Here is a 25543-nt window from a genome sequence, read left to right as displayed (position 1 = left end):
TATAATACCAGGTTGTTCCGTAAAAAATACCAATGTTATTTTGCCAATATTGTTTATTGAGCAATCATTTAGCTTGACTTGCAAAAATGATACATATAGAATTTAACGACTTTTGACTCGTTACTTAACGAGGTGTATTGGGAAACTTAAATACAAAGGAAATAAAAGATGCTGCGATTAAACAAACAACATAATACTTTAGAACCCGAAGAACATCATTTTGAATTGAAAGATTCGGAAGAACCGAATCTTTTTCGCGATATATTCCCGTACGATAAAGTGCCCAAGATACCATTCAATTACCGGCTTAATCCAATGAATATGCCTGAAGATATCTGGATTACCGATACTACATTCCGGGATGGCCAGCAGTCAAGGCCTCCTTATACGGTGAAACAAATAGTGGATTTGTTCGATATGATGCACAAGCTTGGCGGCAAAAGAGGGCTTATCCGGCAGTGTGAATTTTTTCTGTATAATGAAAAGGACAAGGAAGCCGTACGAAAATGTATGGAGAGAGGGTATAAATATCCGGAGATAACAGGCTGGATTCGTGCGGTAAAAAGTGATTTTAAACTGGCAAAAGAAATGGGGCTTAAGGAAACGGGTATTTTGTGTTCCGCTTCTGATTACCATATTTACTTAAAATTAAATAAGACGCGAAAACAGGCGTTGGAGATGTATCTGGATATCGTACGCGCTGCCCTGGAAGAGGGCATGATTCCAAGATGTCATTTTGAAGATATAACAAGGGCAGACCTTTATGGATTTGTAATACCATTCGCAAAGGAACTTATGAAGATGTCGAGAGAAAGCGGTATCCCCATAAAAATTCGCGCTTGTGATACCATGGGAGTGGGGGTAAGCTATCCCGGCGCCGCGCCGCCGCGCAGTGTTCCTGGGATTATATACGGGTTGACGCACTTTGCAGATGTCCCTTCCGAATGCCTGGAATGGCACGGCCATAATGATTTGTATTTAGCGATGAGCAACGCAACTGCCGCCTGGCTGTATGGGTGTAGTGTTATTAATGGGGCTTTGCTGGGTTTGGGGGAGCGTACGGGAAACACGCCGGTAGAAGCCCTGGTTATTGAATATCTTGCGTTACGGGGCAACGATGACGAAATTGATACTACGGTAATTACTGACATTGCGGACTACTATCGGAATGAGATTGGATATCAGATTCCGCCAAATCAGCCTTTGGTAGGTTCAGGATTCAATGTGACCAGAGCGGGCATACATTCGGACGGTTTATTAAAAAATGAGGAAATCTATAATATTTTCGATACCACCAAGTTGTTGAAAAGACCTATAGGTGTTTCTATCACGGATAAGTCGGGAATTGCAGGGATCGTTCAGTGGGTTGATATTTATTTTAAATTGCAGGGAGATGAGAAAATCGCTAAGGATCATCCGGGCGTGGCAAAGATCAAAGAATGGATTGATGAACAATATGCAACGGGCAGGATTACTTCTATTTCCGAGAAAGAAATGGTTGAACAGGTGAATATTCACCTCAAAGACGTTGTCGTTGGCAGGTAGCATAAGGCATGGTAATGTCTGCCAGGATAAATTTCACGGTGTACAATAAGATCCCAATTTCCTGTAGGCAGTGTTTTACCCTACATGCCTAAGCTGGCATAGCAAAAACCAAACAAGCACGAAATTCGAAATACGAAACAAATTCTAATGACAAAATGATTTGAAATTTTAAACAAGCGCATCTTTCGTATTTCGTGCTTCGTATTGTTGCCTGCCTGTGCATGATCGTACGCTGACATGGATGTTTTGGATTCGTTTTGAATTTTATGCTTTGTCATTAGAATTTGTTTTGTATTTCGGATTTCATCATTAAATATTTTGCCAAAAAATGCTAAGAAATCACTGATAAGGTACTAAAGCCCCTTACATTTTTATTTTTCAAAAAGCTAAAGTGTTACGATTTTTGAAGGAATACTTTGAGAGTATATGAATTTCAGGCAAAGGACATATTAAAGACGTATAGCATTTGTGTCCCCCGTGGGCGGGTGGTGTCATCCGCTGGCGATGCCCGGACGGCATATAAAGAAACCGGTGGCGGTAAGTGTGTGGTAAAGGCGCAAATACTTGCCGGCGGACGGGGAAAGAGCGGCGGTGTCCGATTCGTCAATTCATCCGAAGAAGCCGCAGCATGTATCTCAAACATGCTCGGCTCAAAGCTTGCAACATATCAAACCAACCAGGAATCCTTTGAAATTAAACATGTTCTTCTGGAAGAAGCTGTTTCGATTCAAAAGGAGTTCTATCTTGCCATAACGATTGATCGTTCCTTACAATCCCTTTTGTTAATAGTGAGCGCTGAAGGCGGTGTTGCTATAGAAGAGGTCGCAAAAAAGACGCCCGAAAAAATTTTCAAAGAACCTGTTGACCTGCTTTTCGGGTTGCTGCCATTTCAGTTGCGCCGTATTACGGAAAAATTAATGATTCCAGCGAAACTGTCAGAGAAGGTAAACGAACTGATAAAAAAACTATTCTCTGTCTTTATAAATAAAGATTGTTCGTTGCTGGAAATCAACCCTTTGGTGCTCACAGAGAATAATGAACTGGTTGTGCTTGACGCCAAAATGGAGTTAGACGATAACGCCATTTTTCGCCATCCGGAGTTAGAGTACATTTTGGCGGAACAGGATATTCCGCCTGATGAAGCATTGGCAAAGAAGCATGGGCTGAGTTATATACACCTTGATGGAGATATCGGATGTCTTGTAAATGGTGCAGGCCTTGCAATGGCCACCATGGATAGTATTAAACTTTGCGGGGGGGAACCGGCAAATTTTCTCGATGTCGGCGGTGATGCGTCTCTGGAACAGGTGACGCGGGCGTTTAAAATAATTTTGTCCGACAGAAAAGTAAAAGCCGTCTTCATAAATATTTTCGGCGGCATAATGAAATGCGATGTGATCGCCGAAGGCGTCGTAAGGGTAGTCAAAGAAGCTGGTATTCATATTCCATTTATCATAAGATTGGAAGGAACTAATGTGGATTTGGCTAGAGAAATCCTTGGCGATTCCGGGTTAAAGATTATTTCTGCCGGAAATATGAAGGATGCTGCAAATTTTGCGGTAAAGGCGTCAAAAGGTGAGTATATTAATCAATAAGGAAACAAAGGTTGTATGCCAGGGTATAACTGGACAAACGGGAAGTTTTCATGCAATGCAGATGCTGGAGTATGGGACTAAACTGGTTGCAGGGGTAACTCCCGGTAAAGGCGGTATCATACATAATGGAATTCCCGTGTTCGGGAGCATGCTTGAGGCTGTTAATAAAACGGGGGCAAATGCCTCTGTAATATACGTCCCGGCCCCTTTTGCCACAGATGCTATTATGGAAGCAGTGGATGCGGAAATAGCATTGGTGGTATGTATTACGGAGGGAATACCCACACTGGATATGTTAAGGGTGGTAAAATACCTTGCCACCGGAAAGTCAAGGCTTATAGGCCCTAATTGCCCCGGCATTATTACGCCGGGCGCTTGTAAAATCGGCATTATGCCGGGATACATTCATAAAAAAGGCAGCGTTGGGGTTGTTTCGCGCAGCGGTACCCTCACGTATGAGGTTGTCTGGCAACTTACGCAACAAGGTATTGGGCAATCAACATGTATCGGGATAGGAGGCGATCCTATCATAGGAACGCATTTTGTCGATATCCTTAAGATGTTTCAGCATGATGAAGAAACATCGGCGATTGTGCTTATTGGCGAAATAGGCGGAAGTATGGAAGAAGAGGCCGCTGAGTATATAAAACAGGAAATTACAAAGCCGGTTATCGGCTTTATTGCCGGCAGATCCGCGCCGCATGGCAAACGTATGGGACATGCCGGAGCAATCATTGCCGGTGATAAAGGCAAGGCCGTTACAAAGGTCGCAGCATTGCAGGATGCGGGCGCCTTTATGGTGGATAACCCTGCGGATATTGGCATAACCGTATCGAACATTTTAAAAGACGCCGGGAAGTAGTTTTTTGAAATATCCCTGGCAATAACAGCACTGAAAAATGACCGTACCTCAAAAACTCCTTGATCTGACAGAACGGTTCCATCATAACCGTGAATCATACTGTTCCACCCAATACAACGAAACACAGCTCCGGCGTGAATTTGTTGACCCATTCTTTGCCCTTCTCGGATGGGATGTAGATAACAAAAATGGATATGCTGAGGCTTATAAGGATGTGATACATGAAGACGCCATCAAAATCGGTGGTTTCACAAAAGCCCCGGACTACTGCTTCCGTATAGGCGGTACACGCAAGTTCTTTATTGAAACAAAAAAGCCCTCCGTTAATTTAAAGGATGATACAAGCCCCGCCTTCCAGCTCCGGCGTTATGCGTGGTCGGCAAAACTCCCGCTCAGCATACTTACCGATTTTGAGGAATTCGTCGTATATGACTGCCGGATGAAACCAAACAAGGAGGACAGCGCATCGAAATCGCGGATTATGTATCTGAAGTACACGGAATATCCCGACCGTTGGGAAGAGATTTCATCCATATTCTCAAGAGACGCCGTACTGAAGGGTTCCTTCGATAAATACGCAGAATCAAGCAAGGGCAAAAGAGGCACTACGGAGGTAGATACGGCTTTTCTGGAAGAAATAGAATCCTGGCGTGAACTACTTGCCCGCAACATTGCGTTACGGAATCCGAACCTCTCCCAGCGCGAACTGAACTTTTCAGTCCAGCGCACGATTGACCGTATCATCTTTCTCCGCATATGCGAAGACCGTGGTATTGAACAGTACGGCAGACTGATGAGCCTCCTCAACGGAGACCGGACGTATTCACGCCTTTGTGAATACTTCCGGCGCGCTGATGAACGCTACAACTCAGGACTCTTTCATTTTGAAAAAGAAAAAGACCGCTCAGAACTGCCCGATACGCTCACCCCTCATTTAAACATTGATGACAAAGTTTTGAAGGACATAATCAGAAACATTTACTATCCGGACAGCCCCTATGAATTTTCCGTGTTTTCTGCTGATATCCTTGGTCAGGCATACGAACGGTTTCTGGGGAAGGTCATTCGTTTAACATCGGGGCACAGGGCGGTTGTAGAATATAAACCTGAAGTCAAAAAAGCAGGAGGGGTATATTATACACCCACTTATATTGTTGATTATATCGTTAAAAATACCGTAGGGAAGATCCTTGCAGGCGGACTGCAAAACGGAGAAGGCAATGAAATCCCCCTTAGCAAAGGGGGCAAGGGGGTTGTTCGTTCCCAAAATCCAAAACCTAAAAAGAGGGGCGTTACCCCGAAGGATATTACTAAAATCCGCATCCTCGACCCTGCCTGCGGATCAGGTTCTTTTCTTTTAGGCGCTTATCAATACCTGCTCGACTGGCATCGCGACTGGTACGTGGCAAATGACCCTGAAAAGTGGGCAACCGGTAAAAACAGGGTATTGTATCAGGGTGCAAGCGGCGATTGGAGATTAACTACCTCAGAACGCAAACGTATTTTGCTCAATAATATTTACGGCGTAGATATCGACTCTCAGGCAGTGGAGGTAACGAAGCTATCGCTCCTGCTAAAAGTACTGGAAGGAGAATCTGAACAGGCCATCGTAAGGCAGCTCAAATTGTTTCATGAGCGGGCGCTGCCCGATTTGGGGAGTAATATAAAATGCGGCAATTCACTCATTGGAACGGATTTTTATCACATCGATGTAGAGGCAGGTTTCAAACCTGTCTCTACGGTTGACGACGAAGAACGATATCGTATCAATGTATTCGACTGGGAAACAGAATTTCCGGAGATTATGAAAAACGGCGGGTTTGATGCGGTAATTGGAAATCCGCCGTATGTTCGGCAAGAAGGGTTAGGCGGTTTAAAAGAATATTTACAGAAAAAATACACGGTATATCATGGAATGGCTGACCTCTATGCGTACTTTATTGAGAAAGGTGTTTCATTGCTCAGGGATAAAGGGCTTTTCGGTTACATAGTTGCAAACAAGTGGATGCGGGCTAATTATGGTGAGCCGCTCAGGAAGTGGTTAAAGCGGCAATGTATTGAACAAATTGTCGATTTTGGCGATTTGCCTGTATTCCAGCAGGCGACAACATATCCCTGTATCCTCGTCATCGGAAAAGATATACCTCCATCTGCCTTTAAAGCGACCGGGGTAAAGACACTTGAATTTGAAGGTCTGGAAGGCTATGTAAAAGAAAACTGCCATGCTGTAAAATTATCAATCCTTTATGACACAGGCTGGTCGCTTGCAGATGAACGAAGCGCTGCGCTGCTTAACAAGCTGAAAAAGACCGGAATTCCTTTAAAAGAATATGTAAAGGGTAATATCTACTATGGTATTAAGACAGGACTCAATGAGGCATTTGTGATAGATGAAGAAACAAGAAACAGTCTCATCTCCGAAGACCCTAAAAGCAAAGAGATTATAAAACCATTCCTGATAGGGCGGGATATCAAACGCTATCAGCCGCCAGCGGGCAAGCAATACTTGATTTTTACAAGACGTGGAATAGATATTCGAAAATATCCTGTTATAGAAAAATATTTAAGCCAGTACAAAGAACAACTTATGCCAAAGCCGAAAGATTGGAAAGGCAGTAATTGGAAAGGAAGAAAGCCAGGGGCTTACAAATGGTATGAAATTCAAGATGCGGTTGACTACTACCTTGAGTTTGAGAAACCAAAAATAATTGTTCCATGTATTGTGCAAAATGCCTCATATACACTCGATGATTCCGGTTTTTATTCAAATGACAAAACATCAATTATTGCCGCGGACGATTTATACCTGCTTGGAATATTGAATTCAAGGGTGGCCGATTTTTTCATGCACTCGATTTCCTCTACCAAACAGGGAGGTTATTTTGAATATAAACCAATGTATGTTTCACAAATTCCTATTCGCACATTCGACTCCTCCAACCCATCGGACAAATCGTACCACGACCACATGGTTACTCTTGTCTGCCAGATGCTCGAACTCCATAAACAATCAACATCGTCAAAAACAAACCATGACAAAACCGTCATCCAGCGCCAGATAGACGCCACCGACCGCCAGATTGACCAGTTGGTGTATGAATTGTATGGTTTGACAGAAGATGAAATCAAAATCGTTGAGGGAAGTTTAGCATAAAACTAACCCGTAAGTGGGTTCAAGTTTACAACCGTAAGCGGGTTCAGGTTTGTAACCTGAACCAAACGTTTTATACGGGCAATACAGCCATGAAATACATATTGCTATATTTACCAAATAAACTATTGGGTTCAGATTGCAAATCTGAACCCGCAGGGAGGGAAAAATCCTTTGTTACATAAAGAAAACCTGTTAGAAGATATCAAACCTTATATACAAAACAAAGATAATTCCGAAATTTTCAATCAATATGAAACTGCAAGAAAAAGATTTGAGACTATCCTAAACAAACCTAATAAAGAATATATAATCCAGAAATATTTAGAAAAACATCCTATTTTACTTCTGAATGCGGGAATAAAAGGCTTCTTTCCTTTTGCTTCAAGGAGATGTGCTTTATTTAGCAAAATACAATTGGGAGAATGCTTTGAAACGGATTTTGCCTTTGTGCATACAGATTCTTGTGGTGCATCGTGGTTTTTTATTGAACTTGAAAGGACTGATGTCAATTTATTTAATAAGAGCGGCGATATGAGTTCTCATTTGTCGCATGCACTTCGACAAATTACGGATTGGCAGTCCTGGATTAAAGATAACAAATCTTATGCACAATCTCGTTTGGGTGAATTGCAAAAATCAGTAGGTATACATAAAGACACAGAGTTTTTTGTAGACCCCAAGTTTATTATAATAATTGGAAGGCGATCTATGTTAAATAAGGACACTAATAGGCGAAGAATTGAGATACAGAATCACAATCCACGATTAGAAATAGTAACGTATGACCGATTAATAGGACCATTTAATGTATGAAAGGAAACATGATAAAGGTAATAAAATCAATGGTTTGAGTTGGAAAAGGATAGTGAATAAGGGTCAAAATGTGGGGTCACCTATAGAGGAAAACAGTGAAATCACAAATCAAGGTGACCCCTTGTGCCGGCCGGTCTGCATAATAATTTGTTAATTGAAATAGATGGAGCATAAGTATGGAATCAGTAGAGTACAAAGGACTATGGTGGAAACCAGAAAACACAGATAAAAAAATTAATGGTAGGTTCTACTTTAACACAGATGAGGGTGGAATATTAGAGCTAGACGGAGTCCTTGATGGGAAAACCCACCCAACAATCTATGGTGTTACGAACAATGGAAAAAAGATAACTCTACAACATGCTTTCAATACTAAATGGACACGGCCTTTTGCTGGCATACAAGGGGAGTCAAGAATTTATGTCGATAGAGCGTTTATAGGATGTTTACTCCAAGATGACCCCAAGTTCATTAAGTTCAAATTCAGAACAACTCTTCTTGATGAATGGGTAAATATTTCGGGATTTAATATCAAACACGACTTTGAAGGGAATAAATTTGAGGTTGAATATAAACTGCCTGGGTCAGTTGAAATTTACCGCTCAGAAGAAGTCTGTATGAAAATTGAAATTGATGCAAAACTACCCTCCCTAAACTTTGTCCAGAAAGAGGCGAATATATCTCAAAAGACTTACATTACTATCGAGACAGTAACAGATAAAGAATTATCATTCTTTTTTGGTCTTGTTTATAAAATTCAAAATCTAATTTCTTTTGCTACATTAAAGCCCGTCGTTCCTACAGAAGTTCTTGCATACAGCAATGACGTATATTTAAAGATGGGCGATAAAAAGTATCTTTCCGATATAGAAGTTTTGTATTTACCAACGGGTGAAAGAAAAGATTTCGATATTCTACCATCAAACATGTTGTTTTCATACAATGACATAAAGGAAACCATCGTTTCTAAAGTTGCCAAATGGCTAGAAAAGTCAGAGGAACTTTCACCAATGTTTAATATATTTTTTGGTAACATGTATAGGCCAAGTGGTTTCCTTGAGGCTAAATTTTTAGGCTTAGTCCAGGCGGTGGAAGCATATCATAGGAGAACAAGATGCAATCATGAATTGTCTGAAGAAAAACACAAAATAAGAATTAATGAAATTCTGACTGCAACACCTTCGGAATATAAAGAATGGCTTGAAAAAAAATTAGCGTACAGCAATGAACCAAATCTAAGAAGCAGACTGAAGCAACTGTATGAAGATAACAAAATTATAATTCAGACACTGATTAAAAGAAAAGAATTTGTCAATTTATCAGTAAATACTCGAAATTACCTAACCCATTATGATAAGTCACTTGAACGTTCGATTGCATCGGGTCGAAAGTTATTATTTTTAATCGAGATACATAAAACGCTATTACTTCTTTGTATGTTAAAGGAATTGGAATTTAGTGAGGAAGAAATTGAAGTTATATCAAAGAAATTCGTTATCCATAAAATGGAATTCGCTTAGGCATGTGGCATTAACTGGAAGGCAGGGCGGTACGGACAAACTCCGTTTTGCCCGTGCTTACGGAAATGCAAACAAGCAATAACCACGAAAAAGGTGTTGCACTTATCCTCATGTAACATTGAATGCTCAGGTTTGAGCAATAAGACGCTCTGTGCCAAAACAGCAGTAATTGAAGAATGAACTGTTTCATAATTCTTCGTTAACTGACTACCCGCTCATGAAAAAAAATCCTTACAGGTATATCTCATATCCCCCAAGTATAAAGGTTGATATCTCACAGAAGGATATCGCCAATATACAAATATCTTTTACCCAAAAAGGCTATGATTTGGATAAAAGATTTGGGTATATGTATGGCTGGATAGACATGACTTTAAAATGGAATAATCATGAAATAACAATAAACACTTCGTCAGTATATTCACCATGCAAAAGCCTGATCAGATGGATCGAAAACATTAATCAAGGCAAGCTGCCCTGCCAGTTAGATATTGATGACGAGTATGACATTTTCACGTTAAAAGCTTATCCTGTAGATAACAGGGAACTGTTATATCTGATTATCGAAAATACCTGTGATAAGGATAACAAAATATATCTGGAAGGCCTTTTCAACAGAGAAAAATTTACAAAAGAATTTTGTTATAAGTTCCGCCAATTTCTTACTACAGAATATGATAATGAGTACTGGACTGATGATGACGAAGACGATTTAAACACATTAATAGTCAGAGAAATTACGGGCGGTTTTAGAATTGCGATAAAGTGTGCCTGCCCCTGCTGCGGATACAAAACATTATCAGAATCAGGTAATTATGACCTGTGCCCAATATGCTACTGGGAAGATGATCCCTCCCAATATGAAGACCCGGACCTTGAAGGCGGTCCCAATTCGCCTTCGCTAAGGCAGGCACAGTTAAACTTCATTCGTTACGGCGCCTGCGACCAGGAATGTTTGAGTTATGTTCGGTCACCAGGCATGTGGGATGTTCGTGATCCTGCATGGCTGCCGCTTCACCAGATTCAGGAAAACATACTTACCCTGCAAAAGGAATTTGAAAAAAACTGCGATTTGCCGGTAACCCTTTTCAAGTCGGTATCATTTCTTTTTTTTAAGGAGAAATTAGACAGATGCAGAAATGAAAAAAAGGATGAAAGGCGTCGCAACAAAAAATACCAGGAAGAGTATAGCAATGCTAAATCTGATGCTTTAGGCAAAATTAAGGATGAACAAATACGGCATTGGCTTATCAAGGCCGAAAGCGTCAGTGATGTTGAATTTATGGTTAAAGCAAAAGCAAGTTTCTGGAAATGGCTTGAAAAAGTTAAGGCATGTAGCCATTTGCATCTTGAATTAATAACAGATAGTGGTGGGTTTGCTCCACTGTATAATTGCAGATACTGTGGCGCATATGTGGGTTGTACGTGTTTCTTTAAAAATCCAAATTCATGGCCGGTAAATCAATATATCAGCGTTCGGCCTTCTGCGATATCAGATTTTATCCCCTACCGTGTTTTTAAGGAGGTATTCATCAGACCGAATGTTTGTTACAGATGCAGAAAAGATGAAGATATGGCCGCGCCGCGCGCCTACGGGAAAAATAAAATTGAAAAGGTTTATTGGAGAGAACTATTCGCAGAAGAAGGTAAAGCCTGGGCATTTCTCAGGGGCAAAGAATTTCAAACAGGGGATGAAATTATAAATTATTCTAAAAATATCCGGCCAAATTATTTACTTTTTCATACCATTCTCAGCGATGATAAAGACGCGGTTATCAAAAGAATTCTCGATAGGGCATTGTATGTGAAAAACCGATTGAGAAAAATTGGCGTGAACGCTTCGGTAAAAGAGATACTTGGATATGCTGTTCATAAGGCTTGTTACCTTTACAACAATCAATACAAACCTGATGAAAAAAAAGATACACTAATAGACCTTAAAGAAAAGCAACAGACCATTTACCTTCCGGGGTTTCATAGCAATAAGGCAATGATCGAAGAACTGGGTCTGCTGAAAAACCCCGATAAGATCAAGGAAATGCCGCTTATTTTTAAAGTCGACGTTCTCAGAGAGTTTCTCATTGAAGAAGTCTCTGTTGACGAAAAAGAAGCAAAAAAACGTGCACTATCGCAGGTGAAGGTGTTTGAATTTGACCCTGTTGCAGAATTCCAGCGACTTCTTGATGCCGCAAGAATAAAAGATATTTATCTTTTCCTTAAAACAGTGCAGAAAATATGGCAAAAAGATAGGGCATTTTTCATCTCAAAGAAAGAAACATTAATAAAAGCAATTACGAATAATAGTATTGAATGGATGGTAATGGAGTATGAATTGTTCTGCGAGGGAAATTACTCTGGTTTTGAACTTGGGCTTGAATGTAATAAAGACTTACTTGCATGGTTGAAAATGAATGTTTACATTCCAAAATTTATGGATATGTTACACAAAGGCAACATAATCACCAATATCGCAGGCATGAGATTTATAGGATGGGCAAAATATTTAAGCCTTGATGAATATCTTAATGATCAAATGGTTGAACTTGTTCGTGAACCAGATAATCAACATGACGAAAATGCAATAGCTATAGAAACAGAAGGTTTTGGTAGACTCGGCTACATAAAACATTCAGTTGCAAAGACACTTACGCCCATTATGGATAATGGGGTAGGGTTAATGGCAGAAATCTTTGCCCGTTATTATACTGATGAGATTGATACAACAATTTTTCTTAAAATAAAAACATATGAGAATGTGACATTTGGCAGGTTCAGGCCGGAATATGAAAGAAGAAATAATAACCAGATTAAATAATGTTGAAAACCAAGAATGCGTAAAAATTCTGTACGCTTGTGAGTCGGGAAGCAGGGCTTGGGGGTTTCCTTCTGCCAATAGTGATTTTGATGTGCGTTTTTAATACCTTCATCCCAAAGATTGGTACTTGTCCATCGACCTGGAACAGAAACGGGATGTTATTGAACGTCCAATCAATGATCAGATAGATTTGAGTGGCTGGGATTTACGCAAGGCTTTGTGGCTGTTTCGCAAATCGAATCCGCCGCTTTTGGAGTGGTTGGGTTCTCCAATCGTTTATTGGGAAAAGTATTCCACTACCTCGCAGATGAGACAATTGGCGGAGACCTATTATTCGCCCAAAGCCTGCATGTATCATTATCTGCATATGGCGCGCGGCAACTATCGTGAATATCTAAAAGGGGAACAGGTTTGGATAAAAAAGTATTTTTACGTTCTTCGTCCCATATTAGCTATTAATTGGCTTGAAAGAGGGTGGGGTGTTGTGCCAACGGAGTTTAGGGAAATGGTAAATCAACTCTTTAATCCGGGGAAATTGAAACAGGAAATCGAATCGCTGGTAAAATCCAAGGAGCAGGGTGAAGAATTAGATTATGGACCGCGTATTCCGGTAATAAGTGATTTTATAGATATAGAAATTAAACGGCTTGAAGGCAAACAATTTCCAGATGACACAGACCAACGCTCAGTAGACCAACTGAACGGTTTATTTACATCTGCTTTGAACGAGGTATGGCCATAAAAACAGATATTTTTTCTGTTTCCTTGATAATTGTTCCGGCATTTGCTACAGTAGCAGCGTTTAAGACAATACAACCATTTTTTATAAAGGATTATTGTGGAAAACATGTTTTTGATTATCAGGTCAATGTATCGAATAGTGCCTCTTCTCTCTGTTTTGTTGAGTGTAATATCCATGGATGTGCATGCCAGAGGGGTAAGTAGCAGCATTAAAAGCCACGTCATTGATGTCGAATTCTCTCTGAATGAAAATAAACTCATAGCGGAGGATCATGTGTGTGTGCAAAAGGGCGAGAGCAATGAGGTGCTGTTTCTCATCAACAAGTCGTTTAAGGTAACGTCAATAGCGTCTTCCGGTAAGGATCTGGCATTTAAGCCGGGAAAAGCGGGAAATGCTCAAACAATGAAGATCACCGTCCCGGCAACGGTAAAAAGCAAGGAAACTATTTGTTTTGACATCAAATATGAAGGAATTCTTCCTGCACTGCCTGACTCTTTCAGCGGAGAAGACATTGGCGCTACCTCCGGCATTATTGGAGAATATGGCGTTTATTTGAGTCCTGCATGCAGATGGTATCCCGATATGCCGGATTCTCTGGCAAAATTCAAGGTTACCGTCGTTATGCCGAAAGAATGTGAGGCCGTAACCCAAGGGATTCTTGTGAGTAAAAAAACAGAAGATAATAAAGTTTCTATAACGTGGGAGGAAGACAATGTGTCCGAGGGGTGCAGCCTTGTGGCGGGGAAATATAAAGTGACGGCCGTGAGGCATAATGATATTGACATTTACGCTTACTTTTATCCGGAAGAACAGCCCTTGGTTGATACATATTTGGATGCAACAAAACGATACCTGGATATATACCAGGATTTAATTGGAAAATACCCGTATAAAAAATTTGCCATTGTTGAAAACTTCTTTCAAACAGGTTATGGCATGCCGTCATTTACCCTCTTGGGCAGCGAAGTCGTGAAGCTTCCCTTCATTGTTGACATTTCATTAGGACACGAAGTTTTGCATAACTGGTGGGGAAACTCTGTTTTTGTTGATGATACACGGGGGAACTGGTGCGAGGGGCTGACGACCTATATGGCGGATTACTATTATAAGGAAATAAAAGGTGACTCTGCAGCAATGGCCTATCGTAACGAGATTTGCAGAAAATATACCCATTATGTGACCACACAGAATGATTTTCCTCTAAAAATGTTTCTAGGCAGAAGCGACAAGGCAACGCAGGCTATTGGCTACGGAAAGACGGCGATGGTTTTCCATATGCTGAGAAAAATGCTGGGTGACGAAGTTTTTTACCAGGCACTCAGAGATTTTTATAAAAATATGCTCTGGCAGCGTGCAAATTGGGAGGATATTGAAAAGGTATTTGAAAAAGTGAGCGGCCTGGAATTGGCGTGGTTTTTTGATCAGTGGGTGAACAAAAAAGGCGCCCCCGTTATCGAATTGGGTGAAACGACTGTTAATAAGGAAGGAAATGCGTGGGTTGTAAAGGCTGAAATCCTGCAAAAAACGAACGAACCGTATCGTCTTCATTTGCCTGTCTACGTACAACTGGAGGAGGGCATTTTTCATACGACCGCCGAAATAAAAAACGCTTCTGACCGTATTTCCCTGCCGGTAAAATCCCGCCCCGAAAACATTGCGATAGATCCTTACACAGAGGTCTTCCGGCGCTTGCATGCGGATGAGATTCCTCCTACGATAGACCTTGTAATGGGAGACAGTAAAATTATCATCTATCCGGCAAATTGTGAAGATTCCATGAAGGTGGAATATAAGAAACTGGCGCATATCCTGGCGAATGAACGGGATTCTATTAAGGCGGATACCGAAATTACCGAAGTGGAAATAGCGCAAACAAGCTTGTTTATACTGGGTGGCGTGGAAGAAAACAAAATAAGCAAACTCGTTCAAAATAACTTACCCGTGGGATTATCGCTCACAAAAGATGCCTTTGGCGCTGATACCGTTATGTACGGCGATAAAAAGGATGCCTTTCTGGTAACAATAAAGCATCCTTCTCATAAGGAAAAAGGGATTGCTTTGTTTGCGGGATTTAGCCCCGAAGCGATAAATAAAGCAGGATACAAAATTCAACATTATGGGAAATACAGTTATCTTGTTTTTTCTGACGGAAATAATAGGGTGAAAGAGGTCGTTAGCATCGGGGATAGCCCGCTGCAAAAAACCCTTCAATGATTTGGTAGCTGGCATAGGCAGACCAAACAAACAATAAATAAAAAATACGAAATTCGAAGTACGAAATACGAAACGATTTTCAAAATACAAAGTCCCAATTAAAAACCGGGTTTTGAATATTTCCTAGACTCGTTACAAACAGAGAGTTTGGGAACAAGCAGAAATTTTCCTCATTACCTCCCCCAAAGGGGGAGAATGTTCCCCGCTGGCGTGGATGCAGGAAGTGGATTCGTATTTAGCATTTCGGGTTTTACTATTAGATTTGACTTGTCTTGCGAATATATATTGCAAAGGGTGTTTAATGGGATTTGTATTTTTGAAAGCAACATTTCATAGTTGAAATTGCTTTTGCGGGAACGGCGTGTGAAGCAGGCATATTTGCATGGTTTAATGTGTTTGAAATCAGCAACTTATGGGATATTTCAACTTTCATTTCTTTTTGTCCGGCGAGGGAACGGTTTTTGTCCGTTTACAAAGGATTGTTAAATTTTTTGGAAAACGGTGGGGCTGAATGAAACAAACACTATCTTTATCTTTGTGTATTTTTGCGTGGTTTTTTTATTGCACTCTTTTTTGTTCAGAAGAGATGCTGGCAGGTGAGCATTATACCGTGGTAGAGGTGCAGGATGGGGGATGCATTACCGGATATGTCATCCGTGGGGGGGACGCCGGGATGCCTTCAATAGACTTATATGCAGGGTGGGAATTGCCGAAATCTTCCCAGGTTATTTCTGAAAAGCTAGAAGTAAACAGGGTAAACAACGGTGTGAAGAATGCCATCGTCTCTATTTCTAATATTGTGCGGGGAAAAAAGGGGATAGTCCCGCCAATTCATCCCGTCATAGATCAGCAAAGGGGGGTATTCGTTCCTCGTGTAACGGCTATACTCGCCGGCACAACGGTTGATTTGCTGAATGGTGATGAGGAAATGCACAACATTCATACCAAATCAATGAGAAATCAACCTTTTAATCTTGGCATGTCGTATAAACAAAGAGTCTTGAAAAAATTTGATTATCCTGAGACGATAAAACTGTCTTGTGATATACACCATGAATATGCCTGGATTGTTGTTTTTGGGCATCCTTATTTTGATGTAACGGATAGGAACGGATATTTTGAAATATGCGATATTCCTGAAGGCACTTATGTGTTTAGGGTATGGCATGAAGAATTAGGAAAACGAGAAAAGGAGGTAATGATACGGCCGAGAAAAACAGAAAGTATAGAGATTGTTTATGAGCAGAATTAATGGGAAATGAACATTGTAACAATGACGGGTGATTTTTAATTAGGTTTTTTTTACATTCGCAACCGGAAAGGAGGATTTGCTGATATGAAACCTAAGGGTTTATTTTATACATTTGGCTTTCTGAGCGCCGCAGTATTTTCCTGTGCAGTGCTGACTGTTGTCATGCGCCCTAATACTGCATCAGCAATTGAAATTCCCAAAGAAGTTACTGAAGAAGGAAAAAATGTTTACAAGAAGTATTGTGCCCCTTGCCATGGTGAAGAGGGTGGCGGGGATGGACTACTTTCAAGATCGATGCTCCCCAAACCTCGCAATTTCACACTGGGGGCTTATAAGTTTAGGACGACACCAAGCGGTTCGCTTCCTACAGATGAAGATATTTATAGGACGATATCATATGGTGTACCAAATTCTACCATGATTCCCTGGGATATTTTAACCGAGGAGCAACGTGCTTCCGTAGTGCCGGTTCTCAAGAGTTTTTCAGAAGCCTTCGAGTATCGCGAACCGGAACCTTCCGTTGATGTTGGTCTGCCGTTGAGACCGACAGAAAGAACCATTTTGGCAGGGAAAAAAATATATGAAGAAAAATTAGAATGCTGGAAGTGTCATGGTGTTGAAGGTCGCGGAGACGGCCCAAGCGCATCGGAACAGGAAGACGATTTTGGATTTCCGATAAAACCATTCGATTTTACTACTGGTAAGTTTAAAGGCGGCAATTCGCCAACTGATGTTTATCTGAGATTTACCACGGGCTTGAACGGAACACCAATGCCTTCTTTCGCGAAAGAACTTAGCGATGACGAAAGATGGTATTTAACCCATTATGTTATGTCACTCGTTCAACCAGAGAAATGTAGAAAATAAAAAATTAATAGTTTTCTGTCTTTAAATGTTGACCATACGGAGGTGTTTTGAAATGAAAAAGATATTATTGGGCATGGTTGCGTTTGCTGTGATGTTGCCCGCTATAGTGGAATGGACTTCGGGCCAGTCAAATGTAGCCTGGGCTACAGAACAAAAAACCGAAGAGATTCCACCGCCAGATTTGTATAAGGATACGCCTGCCTGGTACCAGGCAGTTTACAAAGACAATGTTGGGCTGAGTGAGGGTTCAGGTCCATTTACCAAGTACTTTAAGGCACAGATGCTGGATATGTACTGGCAGCCGAACAGACATTATGAACCAATGGAAAATCTGGACCATTCAATTTTCATTGAACAGGAGAGGAGGGATTTGTGCGTTATATGTCACGAGGAAGCCACCCCAGGCATAGTAGCGGACTGGAGGAGTTCCGGACATAAACATCCAAAAAGCACCCCCTATCTTTCAAGCAAGACCGCCCAGATAGAGAAAAACGTCGGCAGGGTTCTAGACGAGGTACACTGCTTTGATTGCCATGCCGATACGGAAAAGAATCAGATAAGGATGCCTACCGGTGAAGTATGCGGCGGATGTCATAGGCAGCAGTTTGATGAATTCCTCAGGGAAAGAGAGGTTGGCCGCCCAAACCACTTACAATCATGGGAGGCGAATACTATAGTTCCTTGGTATGCAGAGGCTGCGAGAAGGGGCTATTTATATGGACAGCATGGTTGTGATATGTGCCATTCCGGGGCTGAAAAGTGCGATGTTTGTCATACCAGGCACAAGTTCAGCGCTGTAGAGGGCAGGCAGCCAGAAGCCTGTATGACGTGCCATATGGGTCCTGATCATCCTGATGCAGAATCCTATGGCGAATCAAAACATGGCAAGATTTATGAAAAAGAGGAAGAACATTACGACTTTACAAAGCCACTCGTAGAAGTTCGTCCCGGAGAGGATTATCGTACGCCTACATGTCAGTACTGCCACATGTACGAAAAACATGGCAGATTTATTCATAATCCTGTTATGAAGGGTATTTGGCGTATGGGAACGGTTCCGCCTTCTAACTTAGAGTATACCTCTTCGCTCAAGGACTATCCTTACGGAATTAAGATCATCGCAGATAAGATCGATATTTACTCAGAGGAAAATGTTGCCAAGAGGTCATATTGGTTAGAGGTTTGCGCTAAGTGCCATAGCGACCGTTTTGCGGATACCTACCTGAAATCATTGGATCAATTCATGTTTCAGGCGCACACCCTTGCTGATCAGGCGCAAAAAATCGTTGAAGACCTGATTGCTGATGGTCTTTTATATCCTGATGCAGCGAACAGAGATCCCTATCCGTTAAGCGATGGGATTGTTAAAGAACTTAGTGCGGATTTCCTTGGCGAACCGGTTTATAATGCATTTAAGACGCTCCAGGGTAAATTCCCTGTTGTAGGACCTATTCTTGGCGTCTATGGTATGTTCTTGCAAATGCAGGATAATCCGTCTGACATCGAAAATATGTACAACAGATTATGGTTCTGGTATAAACTACAGGGGTACAAAGGAACTGCACACGCCCAGCAGGATGTTTCATGGTGGTGGGGACAGGCTCCTATGATGATGGAAATGACAAGGATACAGGCAGAAGCTGCTCGTTTACGCAGATTAGCCGGGATTGAAAAGACAATCTCCAAGTAAAAGAGCGACGGCATACAAAAATAAAAAGCCCATGATATGTATAATATCATGGGCTTTTTTTATTAAATGCGGACAAACATGAGAAAGTTGTAATATACTCAAGATGCTTATAAAATGTGAATTCTAAGTTGTTAATAGGGTGGCACTGATTTTATTTTATGGTTGGGTGGGTTAAAACGATAGCGAATTCACCTTCCCAGCTATAACACTACAACGGTATTTTTATTTCAGATATTGCGGCAATTTTTTGTATACTTCATCTGAAAATGAAAGAAACTACCCTGACAGGGTTTGGAACCCTGTCAGGGTTAATACACCATGCTTGCAAATACTATGTTGTTTCATTTGGTGTTTCAAACGCGTAGGGTGGATTAAGCGACAGCGAATCCACCTTTCCATATTAATAATTGTTGGATTCGGTGCGAAAAAACCGCGCCTTAATCCATCCTACTGCTTGACGGATTTTACCCACACCACATTATGGGGGAAAACTTATCATATTCTTGTGCAGGACGTAAGAATAAAATGTCGCTGTAGTGATAATTGCTTTTTAACAAATATACAAGAACTTACAAAAAATGAAACACTCTATTGTCGCTTGCGGTATACGTGTACATAATTTAAAAAATATTGACGTTGAAATTCCACATAACAAATTAGTTGTCATTACGGGTGTGAGCGGTTCTGGCAAGTCCAGCCTTGCATTTGATACCCTTTTTGCAGAGGGACAAAGAAGGTATGTGGAATCTTTTTCTGCTTACGCGCGGCAATTTCTTGAAAAAATGGACAAGCCTGATGTCGATCACATAGAAGGTATCCTGCCTGCAATCGCTATTCAGCAGAAAAATCCTGTAAAAAACCGTCGTTCGACTGTAGGCACCGCAACAGAAATCAACGATTACCTGCGGTTGCTCTATGCCCGCATTGGAAAGACGTATTGTAAAAGCTGCAAGCGGCAGGTACGGATTGACACTGTTTCGCATATTGTAGAATTTATACTCTCCTTGCCGGAGGGCACGAAATTTCTAGTCACATTTCCTCTCAATATCAGCCAAAAAATTTCGGGTGAGGAACAAATAAATCTCCTGAAAGAACGCGGCATAGTGAGAATCCTGGCTGATAACGACATTGTTGACATCACGAACGAACAAAACAGTTTTGACATCCGTGCCGCAAAGACCGTGTACGGAATTATCGACCGGCTGGTTGTAAAATACACAATAAAAGACCGCCTTATCGATTCTCTGGAAACCTCATACCGTATGGGTTCAGGGCACTTAAGTATCTTTTATACTAACGATGCGCTTTCCAGTGAAGCGATAAAACCATCAACAGATGATCTTGTGCGCATTCAGGATTCACCATGGGTTGAAATGAAATATAGCAAAAAGTTTTTTTGCAGTTATTGTGCAATTGAATACCCCGAACCGTCCCCTGCCTTATTTTCCTTTAATAATCCAATAGGGGCATGCTCCAAATGCCAGGGATTCGGTCACACGATAGACATAGATATGGATGCCGTTATTCCCGATAAAGAGAAATCTCTTGAACAGGGTGCGATAGTTCCCTGGAATACCCCCGCATACAGGGAGTTGTATGAGGAACTTGAATCTGCCGCCTCAAAATATGACATTCCCATGGATGTTCCTTTCCGGAAATTGACAAAAAAACAGTTGAATCTGCTTTTTGAAGGAACAAAGGATTTTTGCGGTATTAACGAATTTTTCAACTGGCTGGAAGGCCGAAAATACAAGATACACGTTCGTGTTATCCTTAGCAAATACAGGGGCTATAATGTGTGCCGCACCTGCGAAGGAACCCGATTGAAAAAAGAGGCGCTTACCATAGTAATTCAGCAGAGAAATATTGCGGAAGTTTGCACTATGACCATAGAACAGGCGCACATGTTCTTTCAAAAGCTGCAGATTTCTGACTATGAAAGAAATATTGCGCACTTAATCCTGCAGGAGATAACAAAACGTCTTGGCTATATGATCAAGGTCGGACTCGGATACCTCACTCTGGACCGTATGACTCGTACGTTATCAGGCGGTGAAGCCCAAAGGGTAAATCTTACCACATCATTAGGTTCTTCTCTGGTAAACACCTTGTACATACTGGATGAACCGAGCGTAGGGCTACATCCCAGGGATACTGACCGGTTGATTCATATACTGAAGCGGTTAAGGGACATTGGAAATACCGTTGTTGTGGTGGAGCATGATGCGGAAGTTATAAAGACCTCAGATATGATTATTGATTTAGGACCCGGCGCCGGAGAAAACGGAGGGAGGCTTGTTTATCATGGCGCCTTTGCACAACTGCCCGCAAATAACTGTTCTCTGACTGGGCAGTATTTAAAAGGAGAAAAGGCGATAAAAATACCTTCTTCCCGGAGAAAGCCTTCCAGAAAGGCTATCGTTTTAAAAGGTGCGTCGCAAAATAATTTAAAAAATATCGATGTCACATTTCCGCTTAATATGCTAGTCTGTGTGACGGGCGTTTCGGGGTCGGGAAAGAGCACGCTCGTACAGGATACTCTTTACGGCGCACTGAAAAAGAAGCTGGGAATTTATTCAGGGTTTGTGGGAAAACATACGGCCATTGAAGGTGAGAGGTTTATCAATGACATCCTTCTCGTTGATCAATCCCCTATTGGGCGCACACCGCGTTCTAATCCCGTAACGTATATAAAAATATTCGATGAAATAAGAAAACTTTTTGCCTTCACGAGGGAGGCAAAAGCGCGCAAATTGACCATCGGTTCATTCTCTTTTAATATTGCCGGCGGAAGATGTGAGTTTTGCGAAGGCGCGGGATATGTAAAGGTTGATATGCAATTTCTTGCTGATATCTTTGTCACATGTGAGAAATGCGGCGGAAAGCGGTTTAACAAAAAAGTACTAGAGGTGAAATATAAAAATAAAAATATCCATGAAGTTCTGAGCATAACGGTGGATGAAGCAATTGAATTTTTTCGTGAATCTGTGAATATCACAAAGGTATTGAAGTGTTTGCAGGAAACCGGGCTAGGTTATTTAAAATTGGGTCAGCCAGCAACAACCTTGTCGGGGGGTGAAGCGCAACGTCTCAAGGTATCCACGTATATATCGCAGGAAAATATGGAGTCAATGCTCTTTGTCTTTGACGAACCAACCATCGGCCTGCATATGGATGACATTCAGAAATTACTGAATTGTTTTCAAAGATTGCTTCAGGCGGGACATTCTCTCATCGTGGTGGAACATAACCTTGATATTATTAAATCCTCCGATTATATTATCGACCTTGGCCCTGAAGGGGGCAATGAAGGGGGATATGTAATCGGATGCGGAACGCCGGAGAAAATTTCTAAAATAAAAACAAGCCATACGGGCGCATACTTAAAACCATACTTTTTGTAACACTTTAGTTTTCTGAAAAAATAAGGGCGAAGCATTTGCTCTGTTTGGGCTTGAACGCATTTATGACAATTTATGGCAAATGCTTAGCCCCTACACTGCGAGTATTGAAATTTTTCAAAGAACTAAAGTGTTACTACTTTTTCTGAGTCGTACAAAAATATATTTTACGAAAGGCAAAAACAACATTGAGCAAGAAAAACATCCTATTTATTGTGAGCATTATCGTAAGTCTGGGTTGTTCATGGCTATTCATACGAAGCATAGAATGGGCATCTTTGAAGAATGCGTTAATTGCAGCAAATTATTGGTTCATAATCCCCGCTACGATATTGGCGCTTCTCCTCTATGTGGTGCGGGCATTTCGATGGCAGGGTCTGCTGTCGCACATAAAACCAATTTCCCCGTGGAGCTTGCTATCGATTACTTCCATTGGTTTCATGGCAAACAATATACTTCCTGCCAGGGTTGGAGAAGTATTACGGCCGTTTCTCCTTTATAAAAAAGAGAACATTAAATTCTCTACCTCGTTTGCAACGGTTGTTGTTGAAAGAATTTTCGACATGCTGGGACTCATTCTCTTTGCCGTTGCAACGTTGTTCCTGCTTCCCAATCCTGATACCTCCCATCATATCCCGTCTTTCGAATTAATAACCACTGATGTGGTAAAAACGGGAGGGTCGATAATTCCTTCATTAAAAAAATGGACAGAAGTCTTTGCCGCTTTTGGTAGCATGACCATTATCCTGCTTTTTCTTATCGTTGCAAAACCACTTTTTTTTAAAAACATACTCACCACATGGTGTTCATTTCTTCCCCACAAACTTAAAGATAAAATTTTCAACCTGTATGATTCATTCGTATTTGGCCTGAAAATACTGGAAAATAAATCAAAGACGATATGGATACTTATCTTATCACTGATTGTATGGCTCATGGGTGGAATAGAAATCTATATACTGGGGTTTGCCTTCGATTTGCAGCTTCCTTTCGCCGGGGCATGTCTTGTTGCTGTTTGCCTTGCCCTGGCAGTAGCACTGCCGCAAGCCCCTGGCTATATCGGCGTTTTTCACATTGCCGTTTTAAAATCGCTGCATATCTTTGGCATAGAAACAACGTTAGCTCAGAGTTATGCTATTATTTTGTGGGCAATATCTATCTTCCCTGCCACAACTATGGGTTTTTTCTTTCTCTGGAAGGAAGGAATTGCTTTTCGTGAAGTGGTAAAACTGGAAGAAGAAATTTCCGAAGGAAAGCTTGAAGAAGCAGAAGGTGTTTCAAAAACTCCTCCGCAATTATAATAGGGATAATCTGCGGAATTTTACCCGCCAAAAACGGTATAACTCATGAAATCTTAGGTTTCATATCCTGCAAGGAGGACTTTATTAAAAAATGAATGTAATTGAAAATACCTGCATGTTATGACATAATCGTAAAACTTTACGTATGGCAACACGTACCGTTTTATTCTTTTTTATCAAACATCCTGCTGGCAGAAAATAGCGGGATATCCCCATTAATTTACTGAAATAGCATTTACATAGTTAAGAACGGCTTATTGTATGCAACAATTACTAACAAAAAAAAATACATTAAACATTTCGAACGTATCTGAACAGGAAGCAAGGTATCTTACATTTGAAATATGCGGGGAAGAATATGGCATAGAAGTTTTAAGGGTAAAAGAGATTATTAGGATGGTAAAAATTACGCCTGTGCCAAAAACCCCTGAATATGTAAAAGGCATAATAAATCTCCGCGGCAAGATTATTCCTGTCATTGATTTGCGGTTAAAATTAGGAATGCGGGAATCAATGGCCGGAGACGGCAGATGTATCATTATCGTTGAGACATGCAATGGTCTGAAAGGGATAATCGTTGATATGGTATCGGAGGTGCTCGTTGTGAACGCCGATGATATGGAGCCTTTTCCCCAATCGAAAAGCAACATTGACGCCGATTTTTTTCTGGGAATTGCAAAAATAAAGGAAAAACTAAAACTATTACTTAATATTGATAATATATTTTGTGAAGACGGACGGCAGACTCATGGTGAAAAAAATAACCGGATAAATGAAAACAAAAAAGACCTTAGCGGAGGAAACAGTGATAACGAGGATTTCAGAAAGGAGGTTTCCCTGATACTGGAAACAGAAAACACAGAAGGCATTTTTGCTGAAAAACCAAAAGAAGATATTTTGCCGGAAGATAGTGTCATAAAGGAAAATGCAGAGAATGAAACCGCCGCAATCTATGAAAAACAAACGGATATACTCTTAGGCGATAACGCCTGTACTCTGCAAACAATTGGAACAGACGTAACAAACAAGGCGGATGAGCCTATAGATCTCAATGCCGTTGCAGAAAACATATCCGTTGATATCAGGGAAGCAACAACATCATTATTTGAAACAATGATTATGATGGATATGAAATTCAAAGAGTATGCACTGGTTGACGAGACTAAAATAAAAAGCGATGTGGTATGCATGATAAGCTTCACCGGCAGATACCATGGCATTGTAAGTTTATTTTGTACAAAGGAGCTTGCATTACAAGTTGCTTCAAATATGCTGATGGAAGAGCAAACAACATTGTCCACTGAAGTAAAAGATGCAGTGGGTGAAGTACTCAATATGATTGCTGGAGGAGTAAAGACCAAAATTGCTGAAAAATACGGTGAGATGTACCTTTCCATACCACTGGTAATTGTGGGAGAAGATATTTCTGTTTCCGTTACAGAAACTCAGGAAAAGCGCTACAAAACAACGGTTGTGTGTTTTACGAAAGACACATGGATTACGACACGTTTTGGCTATAATGATGAAATTATGACTGTAGGATTATTGCTTAAAAAAACAGCCCAGTAAAGAGTCTAAGCAGGCATAGCAAGAAACCAGGCAGGCAGGAAAGAAATAAAAAATACGAAAATGGAACCACAGATCACCTAGCGCGGCCTTTGGCCGCAACCAAAAAGGTGATTTTTAGTTTATTATAAAGTATAGTAGTATCCTCGTAAATAGTAATCAGACAATTTGGAGGACACTACTTATGAATAAGTTGATGGAATTAT

General features: G+C 41.0%; 14 protein-coding genes and 1 pseudogene. All 15 read left to right on the top strand.

Annotated elements, in window-relative coordinates:
* The first annotated feature begins 168 nt into the window (after positions 1-168).
* Positions 169-1545, top strand: a complete 1377-nt coding sequence (locus QZT26_RS00075) for a 2-isopropylmalate synthase (RefSeq protein WP_295099900.1) — start codon at positions 169-171, stop codon at positions 1543-1545.
* Between the two features lie 416 nt (positions 1546-1961).
* Positions 1962-3140, top strand: coding sequence for an ADP-forming succinate--CoA ligase subunit beta (gene sucC / locus QZT26_RS00070; protein WP_295099899.1), 1179 nt, complete (start codon positions 1962-1964; stop codon positions 3138-3140).
* A complete protein-coding gene (sucD, locus tag QZT26_RS00065; RefSeq protein WP_295099898.1) occupies positions 3121-4002 on the top strand; it encodes a succinate--CoA ligase subunit alpha in 882 nt (293 codons plus the stop codon). Before sucC ends, sucD begins: the two co-directional genes overlap by 20 nt.
* Positions 4003-4039: 37 nt before the next feature.
* On the top strand, positions 4040-7156 hold the full coding sequence (locus QZT26_RS00060; protein WP_295099896.1) for a TaqI-like C-terminal specificity domain-containing protein: 3117 nt from the start codon (positions 4040-4042) through the stop codon (positions 7154-7156).
* 171 nt (positions 7157-7327) lie between these two features.
* On the top strand, positions 7328-7969 hold the full coding sequence (locus QZT26_RS00055; RefSeq protein WP_295099895.1) for a Shedu anti-phage system protein SduA domain-containing protein: 642 nt from the start codon (positions 7328-7330) through the stop codon (positions 7967-7969).
* 176 nt (positions 7970-8145) lie between these two features.
* Positions 8146-9489 carry a HEPN domain-containing protein gene (locus tag QZT26_RS00050; RefSeq protein ID WP_295099893.1) on the top strand — a complete coding sequence of 448 codons (1344 nt, stop codon included), beginning with the start codon at positions 8146-8148 and terminating at the stop codon, positions 9487-9489.
* A gap of 169 nt (positions 9490-9658) precedes the next feature.
* Positions 9659-12304 (top strand): CPCC family cysteine-rich protein, encoded by a 2646-nt coding sequence (locus QZT26_RS00045; RefSeq protein ID WP_295099892.1) that lies wholly within the window; start codon positions 9659-9661, stop codon positions 12302-12304.
* Positions 12273-13046 (top strand): annotated as a pseudogene (locus QZT26_RS00040) (nucleotidyltransferase domain-containing protein). The gene QZT26_RS00045 and the pseudogene QZT26_RS00040 overlap by 32 nt, the downstream one beginning before the upstream one ends.
* Before the next feature lie 111 nt (positions 13047-13157).
* Entirely contained in the window at positions 13158-15260 is a 2103-nt protein-coding gene (locus QZT26_RS00035) for a M1 family aminopeptidase (protein ID WP_295099891.1), read from the top strand.
* A 511-nt stretch (positions 15261-15771) separates the two neighbouring features.
* Positions 15772-16512, top strand: a complete 741-nt coding sequence (locus QZT26_RS00030) for a hypothetical protein (RefSeq protein WP_099325349.1) — start codon at positions 15772-15774, stop codon at positions 16510-16512.
* Between the two features lie 84 nt (positions 16513-16596).
* The gene (locus tag QZT26_RS00025; RefSeq protein WP_099325350.1) at positions 16597-17379 is read left to right on the top strand and encodes a cytochrome c; all 783 of its coding nucleotides are present in this window, start codon (positions 16597-16599) and stop codon (positions 17377-17379) included.
* Positions 17380-17431: 52 nt separating this feature from the next.
* Positions 17432-19069: a multiheme c-type cytochrome gene (locus QZT26_RS00020; RefSeq protein WP_099325351.1), complete on the top strand. Its 1638-nt coding sequence runs from the start codon at positions 17432-17434 to the stop codon at positions 19067-19069.
* A gap of 578 nt (positions 19070-19647) precedes the next feature.
* Positions 19648-22473: an excinuclease ABC subunit UvrA gene (uvrA, locus tag QZT26_RS00015; protein ID WP_295099885.1), complete on the top strand. Its 2826-nt coding sequence runs from the start codon at positions 19648-19650 to the stop codon at positions 22471-22473.
* A gap of 185 nt (positions 22474-22658) precedes the next feature.
* Positions 22659-23771 (top strand): lysylphosphatidylglycerol synthase transmembrane domain-containing protein, encoded by a 1113-nt coding sequence (locus QZT26_RS00010; protein WP_295099884.1) that lies wholly within the window; start codon positions 22659-22661, stop codon positions 23769-23771.
* A gap of 261 nt (positions 23772-24032) precedes the next feature.
* The gene (locus QZT26_RS00005) at positions 24033-25340 is read left to right on the top strand and encodes a chemotaxis protein CheW (protein ID WP_164995682.1); all 1308 of its coding nucleotides are present in this window, start codon (positions 24033-24035) and stop codon (positions 25338-25340) included.
* Positions 25341-25543 lie beyond the last annotated feature (203 nt).

Origin of the sequence: uncultured Candidatus Kuenenia sp. (assembly GCF_900696675.1) — a bacterium.
Classification (GTDB): domain Bacteria; phylum Planctomycetota; class Brocadiia; order Brocadiales; family Brocadiaceae; genus Kuenenia; species Kuenenia stuttgartiensis_A.
This window is presented reverse-complemented; position numbering and strand designations above follow the sequence as displayed.

Bases quoted from the DNA above. Each gene is read 5' to 3' on its own strand.
- QZT26_RS00020 (WP_099325351.1), top strand. From the start codon at position 17,432: ATGAAAAAGATATTATTGGGCATGGTTGCGTTTGCTGTGATGTTGCCC.
- QZT26_RS00050 (WP_295099893.1), top strand. From the start codon at position 8,146: ATGGAATCAGTAGAGTACAAAGGACTATGGTGGAAACCAGAAAACACA.
- QZT26_RS00030 (WP_099325349.1), top strand. From the start codon at position 15,772: ATGAAACAAACACTATCTTTATCTTTGTGTATTTTTGCGTGGTTTTTT.
- uvrA (WP_295099885.1), top strand. From the start codon at position 19,648: ATGAAACACTCTATTGTCGCTTGCGGTATACGTGTACATAATTTAAAA.
- QZT26_RS00005 (WP_164995682.1), top strand. From the start codon at position 24,033: ATGCAACAATTACTAACAAAAAAAAATACATTAAACATTTCGAACGTA.
- QZT26_RS00075 (WP_295099900.1), top strand. From the start codon at position 169: ATGCTGCGATTAAACAAACAACATAATACTTTAGAACCCGAAGAACAT.
- QZT26_RS00025 (WP_099325350.1), top strand. From the start codon at position 16,597: ATGAAACCTAAGGGTTTATTTTATACATTTGGCTTTCTGAGCGCCGCA.
- QZT26_RS00060 (WP_295099896.1), top strand. From the start codon at position 4,040: ATGACCGTACCTCAAAAACTCCTTGATCTGACAGAACGGTTCCATCAT.